Here is a 16,894-nt window from a genome sequence, read left to right on the forward strand (position 1 = left end):
GCAATTATGACAATAGAGATTGCTCACAGGCTCAACCCGACCCATAGCAGTCAGACGTGACTGATGACCGGCTAGTATTTTCAGGCATTGTTGGCGCCCTTCGAAGTTTAGTTCCCGCAGAACATCCAAAGGGATAGCTAGCCGGTCGTGCTAGTTGTCACGTTTCATTTAAGGTTGTATCGAAGCTCGCGCTTTCGGAAGGCTTCGTCGCCACCTTCTAGAATCCGACGAACCGCATGGTTAGTTATGGATGACTCCAGGCTCCCTGAAGTGTATTTCAGCACTCCATGGATATTCTCGGCCACCACTATCTGCTCTGCGTCTGCGTTGACAACTAGGTTCGCATTGTGTGTGACGAGTATGACCTGCCGAAATTGTTTAATCCCACGAAAAATATCGACTAGTTCCTCAATAATGAATTCGTTATCAAGATCATCTTCCGGTTGATCAAAAATCAGTGGCTGAGTGAACGTCTGAGTTGCAAGTTTTAGGCAGAGATAAACGGTTCCTTTTTGGCCGACAGACAGGCGTTCTAATGGTCGTCCGCCATATGTAACCACCGGTTCGACACGAAGAAATGCTGATCGCTGTGCGACATCATAAAAAAGTTCAGCAAGGTTGCCAGAAACGAATCCTTCCTCCTCGGTCTTATGCAGCCGATGCTTCATAAACCTCAAGAATGACCACAGGTCATTAATTTTGAACTGCTCTCGGATACGATCCTCTATGGAAAGCTCGTTCGTCGCACGGAATGACCTCAAATTCAAAACTTCTTTGAGCTTCGCGATAAATATCTGTATGTCAAAAATGATGCGTCCTTCGAGGGAGATTTCACGATCAGCGAGGATTCGCTTCATCAAGTCCTTCTGATCCGGCGTCCAATCTGGTTGGCCTTGCTGGATCGTTTTCCATCTGGCATCAATCGTCTTTTTCTGACGATGAAGCTCGTGTGCAATGAGCCTTGGAATCGTTTTTTGTTTGGCCACAGCAGCGTTGAGTTGCTGTTGGTTCTCCATAATTGTCAAAAGCCTAGCCTTGAGTTTCTCAATGGCGCTTCTGTAAGCCTCGGCGTTCTGTAGTAGGCCTGAAAGATCCCCAGTATAGACCTGCGCGAAATCGGCGCGGATTCCGGTATTGTCGACTTCGCAGATAGCCACATTCTTAATCGCCTGCTCAACTAGAAGACTAATGCCCTCCAACTGTGCAGTGATATCGAGAGAAGGAATCGCGTTATCAACTAGGCTAGCCTTTTTGTCGAATTCATCCTTGTATGCCTTAAGTTCTTCATTCAGGAGATAAAGACGACGTACCTTGTCTGCCGCTACTTCCATCTTCGAAATATTTACAGTAAAGCGCTCCAGCTTCTCTTGGTTTTGTTCAGTTGTTATCGATTCGAGGAGGCTTTGGTACCTGCCGATCTGGAATTCAATGCTTGCTTGATCATGAATCAATTCACCTTTTTCATCATTCTGTTTGAACCACGCTTTGTGTTTATCAACATTAGACCGGAACTCTCGAATCTTGCTGTCCACATCGCTGTCAAACGATAGACCTTGCACCCCCAGCATCTGTTTGATTTCGTCGCCGACAGTTCCGGTCGTAACCTTCGTTTTAACCTCATTCTGTGAGATATAGACGAAGGGAAGCTCTGCACCTTCTTTTGCATTATGTATAGATGTGCTAACAATATCCTTATTGAAAACTACAGAGAAGTTGCCATTCAGAACATATGGTGTCGTTTTGGATACTGGGCCAAATGCCTTTCCTAGATAATCAACCAGAGAACTTTTACCCGTTCCACGCCCACCAATAACACAAACAAGATCACTGTTCAGTGGGAGTCCCGGCAGCGTATCAAAACGAGGGTTCTCATAATGTGGGTTATCTGGAAATGGCGACATCTCGTGAGTGATCGTAACCGAGCTCACGAATGGCTTTGTGTAGCTTATTCCAGGATTTGTCTCCTGCACTCGCACCCGCGCTATAGGTTCAAAAATGATCTGCCGGAGCCCCTCAAAAGTAGGATCTGCTTTAATCCACGTTTTTCTTGTATTGGTTTCCTTCCTCCAAGTCTTGAATCCTTCGATGGAATGACCGTCACTTCCAGAAACACATGGCTTTGGTCGCCCCCCAATAGAAATTTGAAAGTTTTCGATGAATTCTTGGTTTGCGGGGGTTTTTCGGCCCGCAAATAGTTCGATGTTCTCTTGCTTCCTCTCTTCGAAAATGTCTCCCAGTCGTAGGAAATAGAGATCTTCTGCCATTTGAGCTTTCCAGTCGATGCTTTCTGCGCCACCGAAGCAATCATAAGGAATCATCACCAACCGCTTGTCTGCCGGAATCATTTCCAACGCTCTAACAAAAGACTCTTTTGTTATCTCTGCTGTTTGAGCACCGATCTGAAATAGCTTTTCTGGATCATTTTTGTAGCCTTCAACCGCACCATGTCGCTTCGCCTTGGCAGGATCGAGTTCAAGTGCAAATTTTTGTAACGCTTCGTCTGAAAGTGGACGATCGACAAGCCGGACTTTCAATTCACCTTTAAAGTCTTGCAACTCTTGAATAGTGAGGGTGTCGGACAGGATGACATGAATGTTCAATCTGTGATTCGTAGCTGATTCGATCCTCAACTCGATACCGGGAAACACCGTTTTTTGAATGTGCTCTCCAGCATCATGAGCAGCGCGAAGTGCTAGATAACCGTCAAATGTCCAATAATCATTGATCGCATAAACAGAGACATAGCTCTCGTTTATATTTTTTATAACCTGTTTGATTGCATTAGACTTCTCCACGGAAGTCATTCCTGCGAATCCCCCTCGCTTGAAGTTGTAAGAAGCTGGTGTGTGGATGTGAAGATCCCACAGCCGCCATTCTGATCCTTTGGGGTAAGCGCTCATTCTTGATCTGTCTCGGATGGTTTAATATGTAGATTGGAGTTGATCCTCGATTGCTTATGTTGCTATCAGCAGAGCAGAGGCCCCTGAATTTAAAAGTATGAATTCTACAACCACCACGGCAAAAGTGTGAAACCAATTCTGGTTTAATGAATACCTAGAGCCGGACGGGGCATGTTGCCCCGTCCGAAACGTTTTGCAACGGTTAAATGCAGTCGCTTAGCTCGAACATCTCAGAAACGTTAGGGACGGGGTTGCAAACCCCGTCCCGCTTGGTTGGGAACCCAGGATGCGAAGCTCCAGCTTCGTGAGACGGGAAGCTGGAGCTTCCGTAACTGAATTCCCAAGCTTGAGCTTGGGAACTAGCGAAACCTCGATTGTGATTTCGAACTCTCAATGCGATGGTCGAGGTTAGTTGAACACTCGATAATCGATGGTTGGGTGACGAATGACTGCTGAATGCTCGCTTCCTGAAAACAGGCGGAAGTCGGCTCTTGGCCGGAAACAGCCCTTCGGTACAGACAATCCATCACCCGATATTTAACTGCCGTGGCTAAAGCCTATCCCTGCTGCATCGCCTTTTACCGCATGTTCCGCATAATATTCACTGCATTCCTTCTCGCGGCCCCGAACCACCCGCTTGCTGGTTGCAGGGCCTCGGGTTTCGGTGACGACGGTATGCTGGCCCTCGTGGTGACTGTCATCGTAAAAATTAATCACCACCCAGTCTTTGACGCGATCCAGCTGGTGAGCGCGCTCGGTATTCGAATATAACGCGGTAAAATGCCAACCCTTCCGGCTTGAATGCAAAATGGGCAGCCAGGCTTCGCCGGTCGGGTTGAAGCGTTTCGGCGCTATGGTCGGCAGCTCTCCGGCTTGCGCTTTTTTGCGATACTGTTCGTCTATTTTCAACAATAATTCGACCGGCGGCTCTGCAATGGTTTGCTGCGCTTCGAAACGAGGCCTGCGAAAACCCAGGACATGGGCAAGCCAGGTTTGCACCAAAGCGATTTTTTTGGTGCTGAAGCCGGGGACTTTGTTTAAGCGGCCGTTATGCGCCGCCAGTTCCAGGGCTTCCAGGGTGTCGATATGCAGCGTTTCAATGATCCGGTGCGCCGATCTGGGGCCGATGCCCGGAATCTGTTCGAATAATGCGATGGGATCATGACCTGACTGCAAGCTTTCCAAGCGGCTCATGCGCCCGGTCATCACGTATTCGTTAATGGACCTGGCAATGCCTTCGCCGATTCCGGGCAGTTCCAGCAACGCCGAAAAACCCTCGCGGCCCAGTAAATCCTCGACCGCTTCGGTCATGGTTTCGATGGTCTTGGCGGCATTTAGGTAGGCGCTGACCCGGAAAGGATTGGCTCTTTGTTCATCCAGTAAATCGGCGATTTGGCGTAATTTCGATGCAATTTCTTTATTGGTTACCATGATGCACAGGACCTCATGTTGAACGGGGCAAAAGCATTATTCACCACGCAGGGCACGAAGTTTTCAATATATTGAATCAACTGTTGTTCTTCGTGATCTTCGTGCCTTCGTGGTGAGTTTTTTAATTTTGTTAAAAACACGAGTCTCTATTGCTTTAGCAATATCAGCGCATCTTCTATCTGCCTGTCGGTTACATCGATGTCATGCCGCTGCTTGATTTCCCGTTGCAGCAAGGCAGCGTCGGCATTATCGAACCGCATTTTTGCAAGCATGCTCGACAAATCCTCATTAACCGCCCAGGGATAGATCAGCCATCGCCATTCACTAACCGATTCGACGTAAAAGTCGGGAATATAGCTGGAAACGGTTTTGAGGTGCATGGCGGCTGTGCGCAATTCGTTCGCCTTGCCGCAGCGCCGGAGATGCTCGACGCCCACGGTAAAGGTATCGCCGCTATCGCAGACATCGTCCAATAGCAGGACGTTTCGCCCGTTGATGTCGGCATTTAACGGGTACTTAACATAGGCCTGATGCTGTTTATACACGCCTTGATAATGCTCGATTTTGAAGCCGGTCAGGTCATGGATGCCGAGCATATCCGATAAAAGCCGTCCCGGTATATAACCGCCTCGCCCTATGGCGACGATGACATCGATCCGGAAATTTTCCTGGCGCAATTGTTGAGCCAGTCGGCGGCATAAACTGTAGACATCTTCCCATGTGATTAAAGTACAGGGTAATTCTTCATCCATATCGAAACCTCGGGGTTATCAGTAATGGTCCCCAAATGAAGGGACGTGGAATCCGTTCACGCTTCGACAAGGCTCTCCTGAGCGTACATAAATATCTATGTAACTTTTTGCACTATAAATACAATGAGTTACAAGTCGATCTAGCTCCCTCTCCTGCTGGAGAGGGTAGGGGTGAGGAGAATAAAAACAACCATTTATATCCCCCTCATCCCAACCTTCTCCCTCAAGGGAGAAGGGGCTGGCACTTGTGTAGATACCTATGCCTGAGCATAGCCGAAAGGCTCAGCACGAACGGATTCCACAAGCTCCAACTAATCTTTTTAGGCTAAACGGAACGATTCCGGCCTTTATTGCAGAACATTCGCCAACCGGCATAACATCAAAAACAGGCCGTTAGTCATTTCTGCAAATGGCTCATAGTCGAGCTTATCCGGCGTATCCTGAGCCGTATGGTAATAGGGATAACGGTAGAAAGCGGTATCGGTAATCATCAAAGCTTTGTAACCGTGCCGCCAAAACGCCAGCTGATCGCTCAAGGACACTCCCGGCACAATGGCAGGAGCGGCGATGGATTGCACCGGAAAATCCGTCGCCGAGGAAAACGCTCGAACGCAGTCCCGTAAGGTGTGCCGGGAGCGCAAGTTGGAAACGAAAGCAATAAAATTGCCGGTATCGGGATAAAAATGCTTCAGAAAAGGCGGATAAGTTTGACTGCCTGGTTGGTCCCGATAATAGCCGACGGTCTCCAGCGAGATCATAAAACGTATCGGATCACCGCGTTGCCTGGCGGCTTTGGCATACACCATACTGCCCATGCTCGGCCAGAAGAAAAAAGGCGGCTCTTCGTTCACAAAAGCGACGAAACGCAGGCTGGTTTCAGGCGCAACATCCTTGAACAGGCGCGAAAGTTCCAGCAACGCTGCAACGCCGCTGCCGTTATCATTAGCGCCCGGACTGCCAAAGACTGAATCGTAATGAGCGCCTATCAGGATGACATCGTTGTTACGGCTGTTACCGGGGCGGGTGATTTCAAGATTGGCGCATTCAATACCTTGTGCGGTATAAGTCTGCTTGCGGACGTCATAGCCTTGCTGCCGCCATTCTCCCGTAATATAAGCCTCAGCAGCATGCAGCGCATCCGGATGAAAAACATTATGCTCGCCGATTTTACCGGCAAGTTCATAGACATGTGTGCGTAAGCGCTGAATTGAAATTTCGTTCATGTTTCTGTGCCGACAAAGTTAAAACGAAAGTTGGCAAGAGCTCCGGCGATGTTCGTATCAAGCCGGGGATTGCACGTGTTACAAAGCAAAATATTGGACAGGGTCCACTTTAAGTCTACAGGTTTAGAATCGGTACATGTCGGTAAATTTTACGTAGCTAAAGCCAGTTTTTTTTCTTGAAAAACCTGAGCAAAAATACCGACACGCCGATAAATACCGCCCACAACGCCGGGTAGCCCCATCTCCATTTCAACTCCGGCATGTATTCGAAATTCATGCCGTAGACCCCGGCGATGAAGGTTAATGGAATAAAGATGGACGCAAACACGGTCAGCACTTTCATGGTTTCGTTCATTTTGTTGCTGACGCTGGATAAATAAATGTCCAGCATGCCGGCGATTAAATCCCGGTAGGATTCCATGGCTTCAGTCACGCGAATGACGTGATCGTATATATCGCCGAAGTAGCGCTTGGTTTTCTCATTAAGCAACTGCGATTCGCTACGCTGAATGGAGGCCAGCAATTCCCGCATGGGCGATACGCTTCGGCGCAAGAAAATCAATTCGCGCTTGATTTTCTGGATGGTGTTCAGGGTTTGCGCCGACGGGTCCGACAGCAATTCATCTTCAACGCTTTCAATCAGTTCATCGAAGGTATCTTGCAGCGTAAAATACTCATCGACTATGGTATCCATGATGATATAGGTCAGGTAGTCGGTGCCAAGATTCCTGAGATGGCTTTTATCGTTGTTAAGTCGGCTGAAGATCGGGTCGAATATCGCATCCGGCTTTTCCTTGAAGGTGAAAACGAATTTATCCAGCAGCAATAAACTGACCTGTTCATATTCCACGTTAAATTCATCAGCCAGGGAAAGTGCTTTGATAACAATATACAAGTAATCATCAAATTCCTCGAATTTCGGACGCTGATGGGTGTTGAGAATATCTTCAAGTACCAGCGCATGAATATCAAAATGCTGTCCGATCGCGTCAATAATCGACACGTCTTGCAAGCCGTCGATAATCACCCAGGTGATGGTATCGGTGCTTTGGTAGGGCAGCAGTTCTTCAATATTCTTGATGGTGCGATTGGTTAGCGTTGATTTGTCGTAATCAATGACGGTGATTTTATGCTCGTGTTTATGCACTTCGCCGACATGCACCAGCGAGCCGGGCGGCAAACCTGATTTTTCGGAAGCGTAACTCAGTGATTCGGACATGGTTTATCCCTTTTGATAAATATTTTTATCTGGTTGCTGTATTCAAGCATAATGGCGCACATTTTACAGGTGCTCCGGCAGTTGTTGGGATCAAAGTATAACTTTAGATTAAGGCTTTACACAGATGATACACAAACCGATGTTGGGCTGGCGCGAGTGGGTGGGGCTACCGGAACTTAAGCTGGCGGGGATTAAGGCAAAAATCGATACCGGCGCCCGATCATCGGCGCTGCATGCGTTTGCTATCGAGCCTTATCGAAAAGACGGGCAACGCTGGGTGATGTTTGCCATTCATCCCTTGCAACAACGTTGCGATGTGTCGATTGAATGTCATGCGCCGGTTAAAGACAGGCGGATGGTTACGGATTCCGGGGGACACAAACAGCGTCGGTATGTGATAGAAACGCAGTTGGTTCTGGGGCAATCGGCGATAAGGGCCGAAATGACGCTGACCAATCGGGACACGATGCGTTTTCGTATGTTGCTGGGGCGTACTGCGATGGATGCGCGGTTTATCATCGACCCCGGCGCATCGTATTTGCAGGGTCGGCCGGATGCGGATGAATACCGGCGATTGCTGGCGCCGGAAAGGAGTATAGTTCCAGGCAGTTTAATAGTCGAAAGGCATTTTGATTAATCATGAGTAAGAAAATAAAAACCGCGTTTGTCTGCGATCAGTGCGGAGCCGATTATCCCCGCTGGGGCGGGCAATGCACCAGTTGCGGCGAATGGAATACCATCAAGGAAGTCAGGCTGGGCGGGGCGGAGCGTAACAGCCGCTCGGCAGGTTATGCCGGAAGCCGGTCCGAGGTCAAATTACTGTCGGATGTTAATCTTTCCCAGGCGGAGAGGATTTTTAGCGGCATTTCCGAATTTGACCGGGTACTGGGCGGCGGCATAGTCTGCGGCAGTGTGGTGCTGATTGGCGGGGCGCCGGGGGCGGGCAAGAGTACGCTGTTGTTGCAGGCGATTGCCAATATTGCCGCGCGCGGCGTCAGCGTGCTGTATGTGTCCGGTGAGGAGTCGCTGCAACAGATTGCCGAACGGGCGCACCGGCTCAAACTGCCTGCGGACAAAATCATGATGCTGGCCGAAACCTCGGTGCAACGCATCTGCGATGTATTGGATGAGGTTAAACCGCAAATTCTGGTGATCGACTCGATTCAGGTGATGCATACCCAGGATACGGAGTCCGCGCCGGGATCGGTTTCCCAGGTCAGGGAGTCGGCCAGTTATTTGACCCAATATGCCAAAAAGCATGATGTGTCGATTTTTATGGTGGGGCATGTCACCAAGGATCAATCGCTGGCGGGACCGATGACTTTGAGCCACATTGTCGATACGCAAGTGATGCTGGGGTCCACCGATGACGCCCGGTTCAGGGTGTTAAGGGCGGACAAAAACCGTTTCGGCAGCGTCGGCGAGTTGGGTTTTTTCGCGATGGACAGCACGGGACTTAAAGAAGTTAAAAATCCCTCGGCGATGTTTTTAAACCGGCCGGACAAACCCTCGTCAGGCAGTGTGGTGACGGTGCTGTGGGAAGGGACGCGGCCGCTGCTGGTGGAAATCCAGGCGTTGGTGACCGAATGTCAGTACGGCAATCCACGGCGACTGGCGGTGGGCTTCGATCAAAACCGTCTGGCGATGCTGCTTGCCGTGCTGTCCCGGCACGGCGGCATTTTTACCGCGAACGATGAGATTTACGCCAATGTGGTCGGCGGCATTAAAGTGACCGAAACCAGTTCCGATTTAGCCATCGTGGTGGGTGTCGTTTCCAGCCTGAGGGATAAAGTCATTCCGCATGATGTGTTCTTTTTCGGCGAAATCGGCCTGAGCGGCGAAATCAGGCCGGTCGCCAATGGTCATGCGCGGCTTAACGATGCGGCAAAACACGGTTTCAAGAAGGCCGTTATTCCCAAGGCCAATGTGCCTAAAAAATCGATTGAGGGTTTGGAGATTCACGGCGTCTCCACGCTGTCCGAGGCGTTGGATATTCTTTCAGAGCTGTAAGGATATGGCCGGTAATAACTCCCCGAAACATAAACTCATCATTCCCACGCGCTGTGCTTGTCTTTATACACAACGCTGCCCAAAAGTCGTCATCAGAACGTTGCAAGTTAGACCTTCCAGGTTTTTAAAACCTGGAAGGTCTCTGCATATAGGCCTGTTTCTCGTCAAACGTCAAGTAAGGGACTATCGGAATGACGACAGCCTCCCTGACCGGGTTACCACGCAGGGCGACACTGCCATTAAGTTAAGAATTTTAGTGAGCGCTGGTTCCCAAGCTCCAGCTTGGGAACCAGCGTATTTCTTAACTTAATGGCAGTGACGCAGGGCGAGGGAACTATAAGCGGAAGTTATTATTGATGGAGTCCTGAGATTGTTATCGGCGGTTGCCCGGTTTGTTATTGCGGCGGACGGAAACCGTATTTTAAAAATGGTTGCATTTGTATGAATTCAAACGGTTAAGAACCGGTACTATTTATCAATGAATTTTAAATTCCTTTGCCTTGCGGCCGGTGGCTTTGGATAATAGCTGTTATAAGTTCCTGTTTTCAATTGAAGACAACCCAAATGAGTTAATTAGGCTTTGTGATTTCAAGGCGTGAGATGAGGATATGCACAAAAAAGAATACCAGTTAAGGCCGGGAAATCCTTATCCTTCCGGTTCCAGAGCTAAAACCAAGGGTGTTAATTTTTCCATTTTCAGTCGTTATGCGACGCATGTTGAGCTGTTGCTGTTTGATGCGGCAGACTGCGATGAACCCTTTCAAACCATAGCGTTAAAGGAAGACGTTAATCGCACTTTTTTTTCATGGCATGTTTATGTGACCGGATTGCCGGCCGGTACCTGGTATGCGTGGCGCATGGACGGGCCTAATCATGTCCGTGAAGCGGGATTGCATTTCGATAAGGACAAGCAGCTGATTGACCCTTGGGTGCGTGCGGTCAGTCATAAGCGTTGGAGCCGCAAGGCCGCGTGTATGCCGGGCGACAATAAACTGACCGCCATGCGTTGCGTTGTCGTTGACGATCGTTATGACTGGGAAGGCGATGTGCCGCTGCGCATTCGTAGCGAAAGAGCCATTGTTTACGAATTGCATGTCGGCGGCTTTACGCGGCATCCCTCTTCAAAAGTGGCCAATCCGGGCACCTTTGCCGGACTGATTGAAAAAATCCCTTACCTGCAAGCGCTCGGTATTACCCACGTTGAACTATTGCCGGTCATGGCTTTCGATGAGCAGGATGTTCCCAGGCATACTGACGATTTGGGGCTGAAAAACTACTGGGGCTACAGCACTCACAGTTTTTTCAGCCCGCATCCGGGTTATTGCGTCACTCCGGAGCAGGGAACCCATGTCCATGAGTTTCGCGACCTGGTTAAAGCGCTGCATCAGGCAGGCATGGGCGTCATTATGGACGTTGTGTTTAACCATACCGCAGAGGCCGGGGCAGACGGTCCGATCATTAATTTCAGGGGCATAGGCGATGATATTTTTTATCATCATGACCAGTTCGACAAGAGCATCCTTCACGATTACACCGGCTGCGGCAACACCGTAAACGCCAATCATCCGCTGGTGGCCAATTTTATTATCAGCTGTCTGGAGTATTGGGTCAGGGAAATGCATGTCGACGGTTTTCGCTTCGATCTGGCCAGCGCGTTGGCGCGAGGGGAGGGCGGCGAAGTGCTGCAAGATCCGCCTTTGCTTTGGGGCATCGAGCTTTCAGAGCAGCTGGCCAAAACCAAGTTGATTGCCGAGGCTTGGGACGCGGCAGGACTGTATCAGGTCGGCAGTTTTCCCGGTTATCGCTGGGCCGAATGGAACGGTAGATACCGGGATGTGATCCGGCGTTTTGTGCGCGGCGACAAGGGGCTGGTCAACGAGCTGGCAACCCGTCTTTGCGGCAGTAACGACTTGTATGAGCACAAAGGTCGACTGCCGATTAACAGCATCAACTTCGTCACCTGTCACGACGGTTTTACCCTGTACGATTTGTTTAGCTACAACGAAAAACATAACTATGCTAACGGTGAATATAATCAGGACGGTTGCAATAATAATTTAAGTTTCAATTGCGGCATTGAGGGACAAACCGAAGATTTAAGCATTCTGGCGTTGCGCAGGAAACAGGTGAAAAATGTTTTCGCCATGTTGCTGCTCAGTCATGGCGTCCCCATGTTACTGGCGGGCGACGAGCTATTAAACAGCCAGCACGGCAATAACAACTGCTACTGCCAGGATAACGAATTGTCCTGGATAGATTGGAGCATGACCGAGCAAAATGCCGATATGCTGCGTTTTGTCCAACTAATGATAGCGTTACGCAAACGACACCCATCCATCATGCGGCGGCGTTTTTTGACAGGAAAATCCGTCAATGGTCGGGGTATAGCCGAAATTCAATGGCACGGCACTGAAATCAACAAGCCGTTATGGGGCGATTATGACGCGAAGGTTTTGGCTTTTACCCTGGCGGGCGTTGAAGACGGCGAACCTGATTTGCATGTTGCAATGAACATGTCGGACCAATACGTTCGCATTGAATTGCCGGTTATTGCCGGTCGAGCATGGTGTCTGGCTTTAGACACTTCGCTGAATTCACCGCAGGATATCGTGCTTCCGCAAGACCAAAAACCGGTACACGAAGATTTCTATTCGGTAAATAACAGGGCCGTAGTGGTTTTTGAGAATGGATGTAGTTGATCAATAGCTTGTCGAGTACATCGTTGGCGCGGTTGCGGCATCAAGGCCTTTGGATCGAGAGATTCATCCTTGCCGTTGTCGGGGGCAAATCAGGGCAGACTGTACTTTGCTCCGCTTCGCAGTAAAGTGATTTTGCAGGCGATTATCCGACCTGTCAGGCTTTCAGATGGGCTCGTATGTATAACGTAAAGATATTCCGCCAAGAGGGCTGCCATGCCTGAACAAACCAATCCTTACGATTCAATTTCTCTTTCTTCTTTGGCTGTTTGGCTGACCACCGCCGATCAAACCTTGTTGTTGCAACGGCAGGCGGATGACCTTCGCTTTGCCGACAACGCCAATGATTTTCCTGTGATAACCGTGGATGCGGGGCAGAAGTATCAAATCATGGAAGGATTCGGATTTTCCTTGACCGGCGGCAGCGCCATGCTGATCAGTCGCCTGCCTGCTCCAGACAGAAGCGCATTGTTGAGGGAATTGTTCTTGCCCGGTGGCGACGGCATCGGCGTTAGTTTTCTGCGTCTGAGTATCGGTGCGTCGGACCTGAGCGAGCGCTGCTTTACCTATAACGACAGGCCGGACGATCAATCGGACCCCGAGCTGGTCCATTTCGACATCGAAGCCGGGGACCTTGAAGTCGTTCCGCTGTTACGGGAAATCTTGGCTATCAACCCCGAGATCAAGATCATGGCTACAGCATGGTCGGCGCCGACTTGGATGAAGACTAACCAAAGTTTCACCGGCGGCAAACTGAGGCCGGATTGCTACGCTGTTTACGCCGCTTACCTGGTCAAATATCTGCAAGCCATGCGGGACAGAGGCATTACCGTCCATGCCATCACCCCGCAGAACGAACCCTTGAATCAAAAAAACGAACCCAGCATGATCATGGAAGCGGGCGAGCAGGCCGAGTTCATCAAAAATCATCTGGGACCGGCTTTGCAGGCAGCCGGACTGGCCGATGTGGAACTGTTTTGTTGGGACCACAATTGCGATGTCCCGGAGTATCCTTTGGAAGTCTTCGCCGATGCCGAAGCGCGCCGTTATCTGACCGGTTCGGCCTGGCATCTGTACGGGGGCGATATTTCAGTTCTTTCCGAGGTGCATCAGCTTTACCCGGAAATGAAACTTTATTTCACCGAGCAGTGGGTGGGATCAGACGGACAGTTCGGGGGGGATTTGATGTGGCACGTGAAAAATGTGCTGATTGGCTCCATACGCAACTGGAGCCGGACAGTGTTCGAATGGAACCTGGCCTCCGACCCGTTTTGCTGTCCCCATACGCCGGGGGGCGAGGCCCGTTGCGTCGGCGCTTTGACCCTAGGCGAAGAGGTTACCCGCAACGTCGCCTACTATGTGATCGCCCATGCCGCGAAATTCGTCCGCCCCGGTTCGGTGAGAATTTATTCCGATCAACAAGCGTCCTTGCCCAATGTGGCTTTTGTTACGCCCGAGGGCTACATCGTCCTGATTGTGCTCAATGACGGGGCTGAATCACGATCCTTTACTATCCAATTTCAAGGGAAAAATGCCGTAGCCACCCTGCCGGCAAGCTCGGTGGCTACGTATGTCTGGCGAGCAGCGTAAAAGTTTATATATCGTTCCCACGCTCCAGCGTGGGAATGCAGTAAGGGACGTTCCAGCGTCCCGTTCCACTAAACCACAGCCAAAAAAGTCGTCATGGGAAGAAGCCGTTACACAATAACCGAACCCGATAGACCGCACTTTATGACCTGTACGGTACTGGAATGGCTACCCGTTTTCACACGCCCTGAGACCGTACAAATCATACTCGATTGCCGGCGTTACCAACGAGAACACGAAGGTTTGCAGCTCTACGGTTATGTCATCTTAGAAAACCATTTACATTTTATTGCCCAAGCGAAAAACCTGAACAAATGCGTGAGCAGTTTCAAATCATATACTGCGCGGCAGATTATCGACCATTTACAATCACAGCACGCTGAGCGTTTATTGGCACATTTACGTTATTTTAAAACAGCGCATAAAACAGACCGGGAAAATCAATTCTGGCAAGAAGGTGTTCATGCTGAACTAGTTTTTAGCGAAGCAATGATGCGGGAGAAATTAGACTATATCCACGCTAATCCTGTGAAGCGCGGTTATGTAAACTTGCCTGAACATTGGCGCTATTCGAGTGCCAGTAATTATGCGGGTTTGGAGGGATTGATCGATATAGACCCTTGGTGAAGTCGACGCTGGAGCGTCTGAGACTGCATTCCCACGCTGGAGCGTGGGAATGATAAAGAGTATGCCGGTTAGCCACCAAGTCCAGCCGATTAGTGCTTTTAACTCGTGTTGAACCACGCTTAACAAGCTGATTATTGATAAATGTCTTTGCGGTGACCTATTTTAATAACCTGAATAATCAGGTACTGGTCGGCTATTGAATACACTACGCGGTAATCGTTTATTCGAATTCGATATGAGTATGCCGATCCGGTCAGCTTTTTACATCCATCCGGCCTTGGGTTTTCGGCTAGCGCCTTGATGCGTTCCGCCACTTTCTCGGCTATCGGTCGCGGCAGTTGCGCCAATTCTTTTTTGGCAGTCTGTTTAAACTCAATCCGGTAACGGGTCATAGATTAAGTTCTTTTAAAACGTCCTCAAGCGGAATAGTATCTTCATCTTTACGTTCAGCAATGGTTGCCAGGTCTTCAAGGTCTTCCAACAGCTCCAGATAGTCTGCCATTGGCAAAATGACTGACAACTTGTGGCCGTTTGAATCAGTTATGTATTGTGGTTGTGCGCTCATTGTCTTGGCTCCTGTTTCCTGTCGCTTTGGATTATACCGCTTTGGGCATAGATGGACATTAATCTTGTAGGCAGGAAAAAGCTGGTTCGAGCGTCGGCAAGAACTGACGTTTCCTGCAAACATCACCCGGACCTCCAGCCGGACGGGGCATGTTGCCGCGTCCGAAACGTTTTGCGGCGGTTAAATGTGATTGTTTAGCCAGACATTGCAGAACCTCAGGGAGGGGTTGATAGAGATAGACTCTTGGTGAAGGCAACGCTGGAGCGTGGGAACGATAAGAACTCTATTTTTGGCTCAGTTTTTTTCTCGCCCATGCCGGATGTCTTCGGCAATCAAGAACGGCGTAAACTCGTGCGGTTTGATTTTCAACCCGATAATAAACGGCAAACGGGAATCGTTTTGATAATAAGCGATGATATATCCCGAAACAGACCTGATGAACTCCGGCGTTAATCATCAATGAGTCAATGTCTGAAAAAAGCGTGTCTACAAAATAACTTCCCAAGCCTTCTGCCTGCTGCTCATAAAACCGGTAACCGTCGATTAAATCCCGTTGCGCAGATCGCTGTATTTGGATTTTCATGGAAGCTGGTTGCGAATGTCCTTTTTTGCATCATTCCAATCGATAAAGGTATCGGTTCCATCATTAAGCATTTCTTCCCTTTGTTGTAATACCTCGGAATGCCAAGCCGGAGAGTTGATATTATCAGCATGAGTACATAAGCTGTCCCAAAGAGATTCCATAACTTGGATTTTTTCTGTGACCGACAATTTTTCTATTTGAATGGCTGTCATGATGATTTCCTAAGTAGAGATAGCGTGAAAGTGCCGCTATTTTTGCGAAAGCTTGTTTTGGGCATCCCAGCCCAAGCAAGCGGCAAAAATTACGCGGCAGCCAATGCCTCCGGCGGCCCCAGCCGTCCTGCTTCATTCGTTGGATACCCAGCAAGGGGTATCCAACATCATTCTCGCAATGACTCGACGCGATGTCGGAAAGCCTGCATTTTCACTACGCAAAAAGCGCTTCGTGAAAACACATGCGCTATCGCTTCTGCGGACTAAAAATCTTCGCTACGCGGTGCTCCGCTTCCAAGATTTTCAGCGAAGGCAAGCTCAGATGATTGTACTACGATTTCCTACCCAGAGTACCGTCTACAAAATACAATAATAGACCCGCTCCCTGTCTTTTCGGTTTCAAGGGAGAAATGTTGCCAAAGCCGACATTCACCACGTTTGTAGGGAGTTAACGGCATTCCCGACAGCCGCAGTTCGTGCGTAAAGTTGGATTTAATCGCCCGCCAGCGTCCCGAGTAATCGGCATCGCCGTCAGGCAACGTCCATACAGCATGCAAGTGATCCGGCAGAATAACAATGGCGTCGATGGTGAAAGGCCGTTCCGCCCGCACCTTGCGAAACGCGTGTCGCAGTAGCCCGACGTGTCGCACCAGCCCATCGGAACAACGATCCCGCAACAACGTCACCGTAAAGAAATACGTCCCTCCAGCAACCCGGTTCCGCCGATATAACACCATGCCGCACCATCAACAAGTTTGAAAAATTGCGTAGCCCGTATGTAGCTTGCGGAATACGGGATGATCGTAGCTCCGAAGCCCCGGATTCCGCTACGCTTCATCCAGGCTAGTGTGTCATGAAGAAAGGCGCAAGCCTTTTATGCTGTATTAAAGATGAGAGTAGGCCTCTCGATTTCGGCGACCAGCCGCTGGAATCAAACCACCCTGTGCGGCATAGGTTAAAAGCCTTTGTCGTGAGCGACAGGGAAAAAGGCGGTCATTGAGCCGTCAGGTGCGTATTGTGGAGATGAACGCAAGTGAACCCTTGATGAGGTGTCGAAATGAATACGATGTTGTCAAAACCTGATTCCTA

General features: G+C 49.6%; 15 protein-coding genes. 5 read left to right on the plus strand and 10 right to left on the minus strand.

Annotated features, from left to right (window positions below):
* Positions 1-164 precede the first annotated feature (164 nt).
* The 5 genes from METTU_RS01845 to corA all read right to left on the minus strand — a co-directional run bounded on the left by METTU_RS01845 (position 165) and on the right by corA (position 7,525).
* The gene (locus METTU_RS01845; RefSeq protein ID WP_006889597.1) at positions 165-2,900 is read right to left on the minus strand and encodes a TrlF family AAA-like ATPase; all 2,736 of its coding nucleotides are present in this window, start codon (positions 2,898-2,900) and stop codon (positions 165-167) included.
* A 537-nt stretch (positions 2,901-3,437) separates the two neighbouring features.
* Positions 3,438-4,331 carry a helix-hairpin-helix domain-containing protein gene (locus METTU_RS01850; protein ID WP_006889598.1) on the minus strand — a complete coding sequence of 298 codons (894 nt, stop codon included), beginning with the start codon at positions 4,329-4,331 and terminating at the stop codon, positions 3,438-3,440.
* Between the two features lie 146 nt (positions 4,332-4,477).
* Positions 4,478-5,083 carry a phosphoribosyltransferase gene (locus METTU_RS01855; RefSeq protein ID WP_006889599.1) on the minus strand — a complete coding sequence of 202 codons (606 nt, stop codon included), beginning with the start codon at positions 5,081-5,083 and terminating at the stop codon, positions 4,478-4,480.
* 347 nt (positions 5,084-5,430) lie between these two features.
* A complete protein-coding gene (locus METTU_RS01860) occupies positions 5,431-6,306 on the minus strand; it encodes a M28 family peptidase (protein ID WP_006889600.1) in 876 nt (291 codons plus the stop codon).
* Between the two features lie 157 nt (positions 6,307-6,463).
* Positions 6,464-7,525, minus strand: a complete 1,062-nt coding sequence (gene corA, locus METTU_RS01865; RefSeq protein WP_006889601.1) for a magnesium/cobalt transporter CorA — start codon at positions 7,523-7,525, stop codon at positions 6,464-6,466.
* Positions 7,526-7,649: 124 nt separating this feature from the next.
* On the opposite strand from corA, the gene METTU_RS01870 reads away from it, so the two are divergent.
* The 5 genes from METTU_RS01870 (at position 7,650) to METTU_RS01890 (ending at position 14,445) form a co-directional block, all read left to right on the plus strand.
* On the plus strand, positions 7,650-8,162 hold the full coding sequence (locus METTU_RS01870; protein ID WP_006889602.1) for an ATP-dependent zinc protease family protein: 513 nt from the start codon (positions 7,650-7,652) through the stop codon (positions 8,160-8,162).
* Between the two features lie 2 nt (positions 8,163-8,164).
* Complete coding sequence (radA, locus tag METTU_RS01875) at positions 8,165-9,535, plus strand: DNA repair protein RadA (protein ID WP_006889603.1); 1,371 nt, start codon at positions 8,165-8,167, stop codon at positions 9,533-9,535.
* A 608-nt stretch (positions 9,536-10,143) separates the two neighbouring features.
* On the plus strand, positions 10,144-12,234 hold the full coding sequence (gene glgX, locus METTU_RS01880) for a glycogen debranching protein GlgX (RefSeq protein ID WP_006889604.1): 2,091 nt from the start codon (positions 10,144-10,146) through the stop codon (positions 12,232-12,234).
* A 213-nt stretch (positions 12,235-12,447) separates the two neighbouring features.
* Positions 12,448-13,821, plus strand: coding sequence for a glycoside hydrolase family 30 protein (locus METTU_RS01885; protein ID WP_006889605.1), 1,374 nt, complete (start codon positions 12,448-12,450; stop codon positions 13,819-13,821).
* A gap of 93 nt (positions 13,822-13,914) precedes the next feature.
* Entirely contained in the window at positions 13,915-14,445 is a 531-nt protein-coding gene (locus tag METTU_RS01890) for an REP-associated tyrosine transposase (RefSeq protein ID WP_006889606.1), read from the plus strand.
* Positions 14,446-14,576: 131 nt separating this feature from the next.
* On the opposite strand, the gene METTU_RS01895 is transcribed toward METTU_RS01890, so the two are convergent.
* The 5 genes from METTU_RS01895 to METTU_RS25025 form a co-directional block, all read right to left on the minus strand.
* Entirely contained in the window at positions 14,577-14,837 is a 261-nt protein-coding gene (locus METTU_RS01895; protein WP_006889607.1) for a type II toxin-antitoxin system RelE family toxin, read from the minus strand.
* On the minus strand, positions 14,834-15,010 hold the full coding sequence (locus METTU_RS23480; RefSeq protein WP_006889608.1) for a RelB antitoxin-like protein: 177 nt from the start codon (positions 15,008-15,010) through the stop codon (positions 14,834-14,836). The genes METTU_RS01895 and METTU_RS23480 overlap by 4 nt, the downstream gene beginning before the upstream one ends.
* A gap of 283 nt (positions 15,011-15,293) precedes the next feature.
* The gene (locus METTU_RS01900) at positions 15,294-15,593 is read right to left on the minus strand and encodes a type II toxin-antitoxin system RelE/ParE family toxin (protein WP_006889609.1); all 300 of its coding nucleotides are present in this window, start codon (positions 15,591-15,593) and stop codon (positions 15,294-15,296) included.
* The gene (locus tag METTU_RS01905) at positions 15,590-15,805 is read right to left on the minus strand and encodes an addiction module protein (protein ID WP_006889610.1); all 216 of its coding nucleotides are present in this window, start codon (positions 15,803-15,805) and stop codon (positions 15,590-15,592) included. Before METTU_RS01905 ends, METTU_RS01900 begins: the two co-directional genes overlap by 4 nt.
* A 341-nt stretch (positions 15,806-16,146) precedes the next feature.
* The gene (locus METTU_RS25025; protein ID WP_006889611.1) at positions 16,147-16,542 is read right to left on the minus strand and encodes an REP-associated tyrosine transposase; all 396 of its coding nucleotides are present in this window, start codon (positions 16,540-16,542) and stop codon (positions 16,147-16,149) included.
* Positions 16,543-16,894: the final 352 nt, after the last annotated feature.

Source organism: Methylobacter tundripaludum SV96 (assembly GCF_000190755.2).
In the GTDB taxonomy this organism is placed as follows: domain Bacteria; phylum Pseudomonadota; class Gammaproteobacteria; order Methylococcales; family Methylomonadaceae; genus Methylobacter_A; species Methylobacter_A tundripaludum.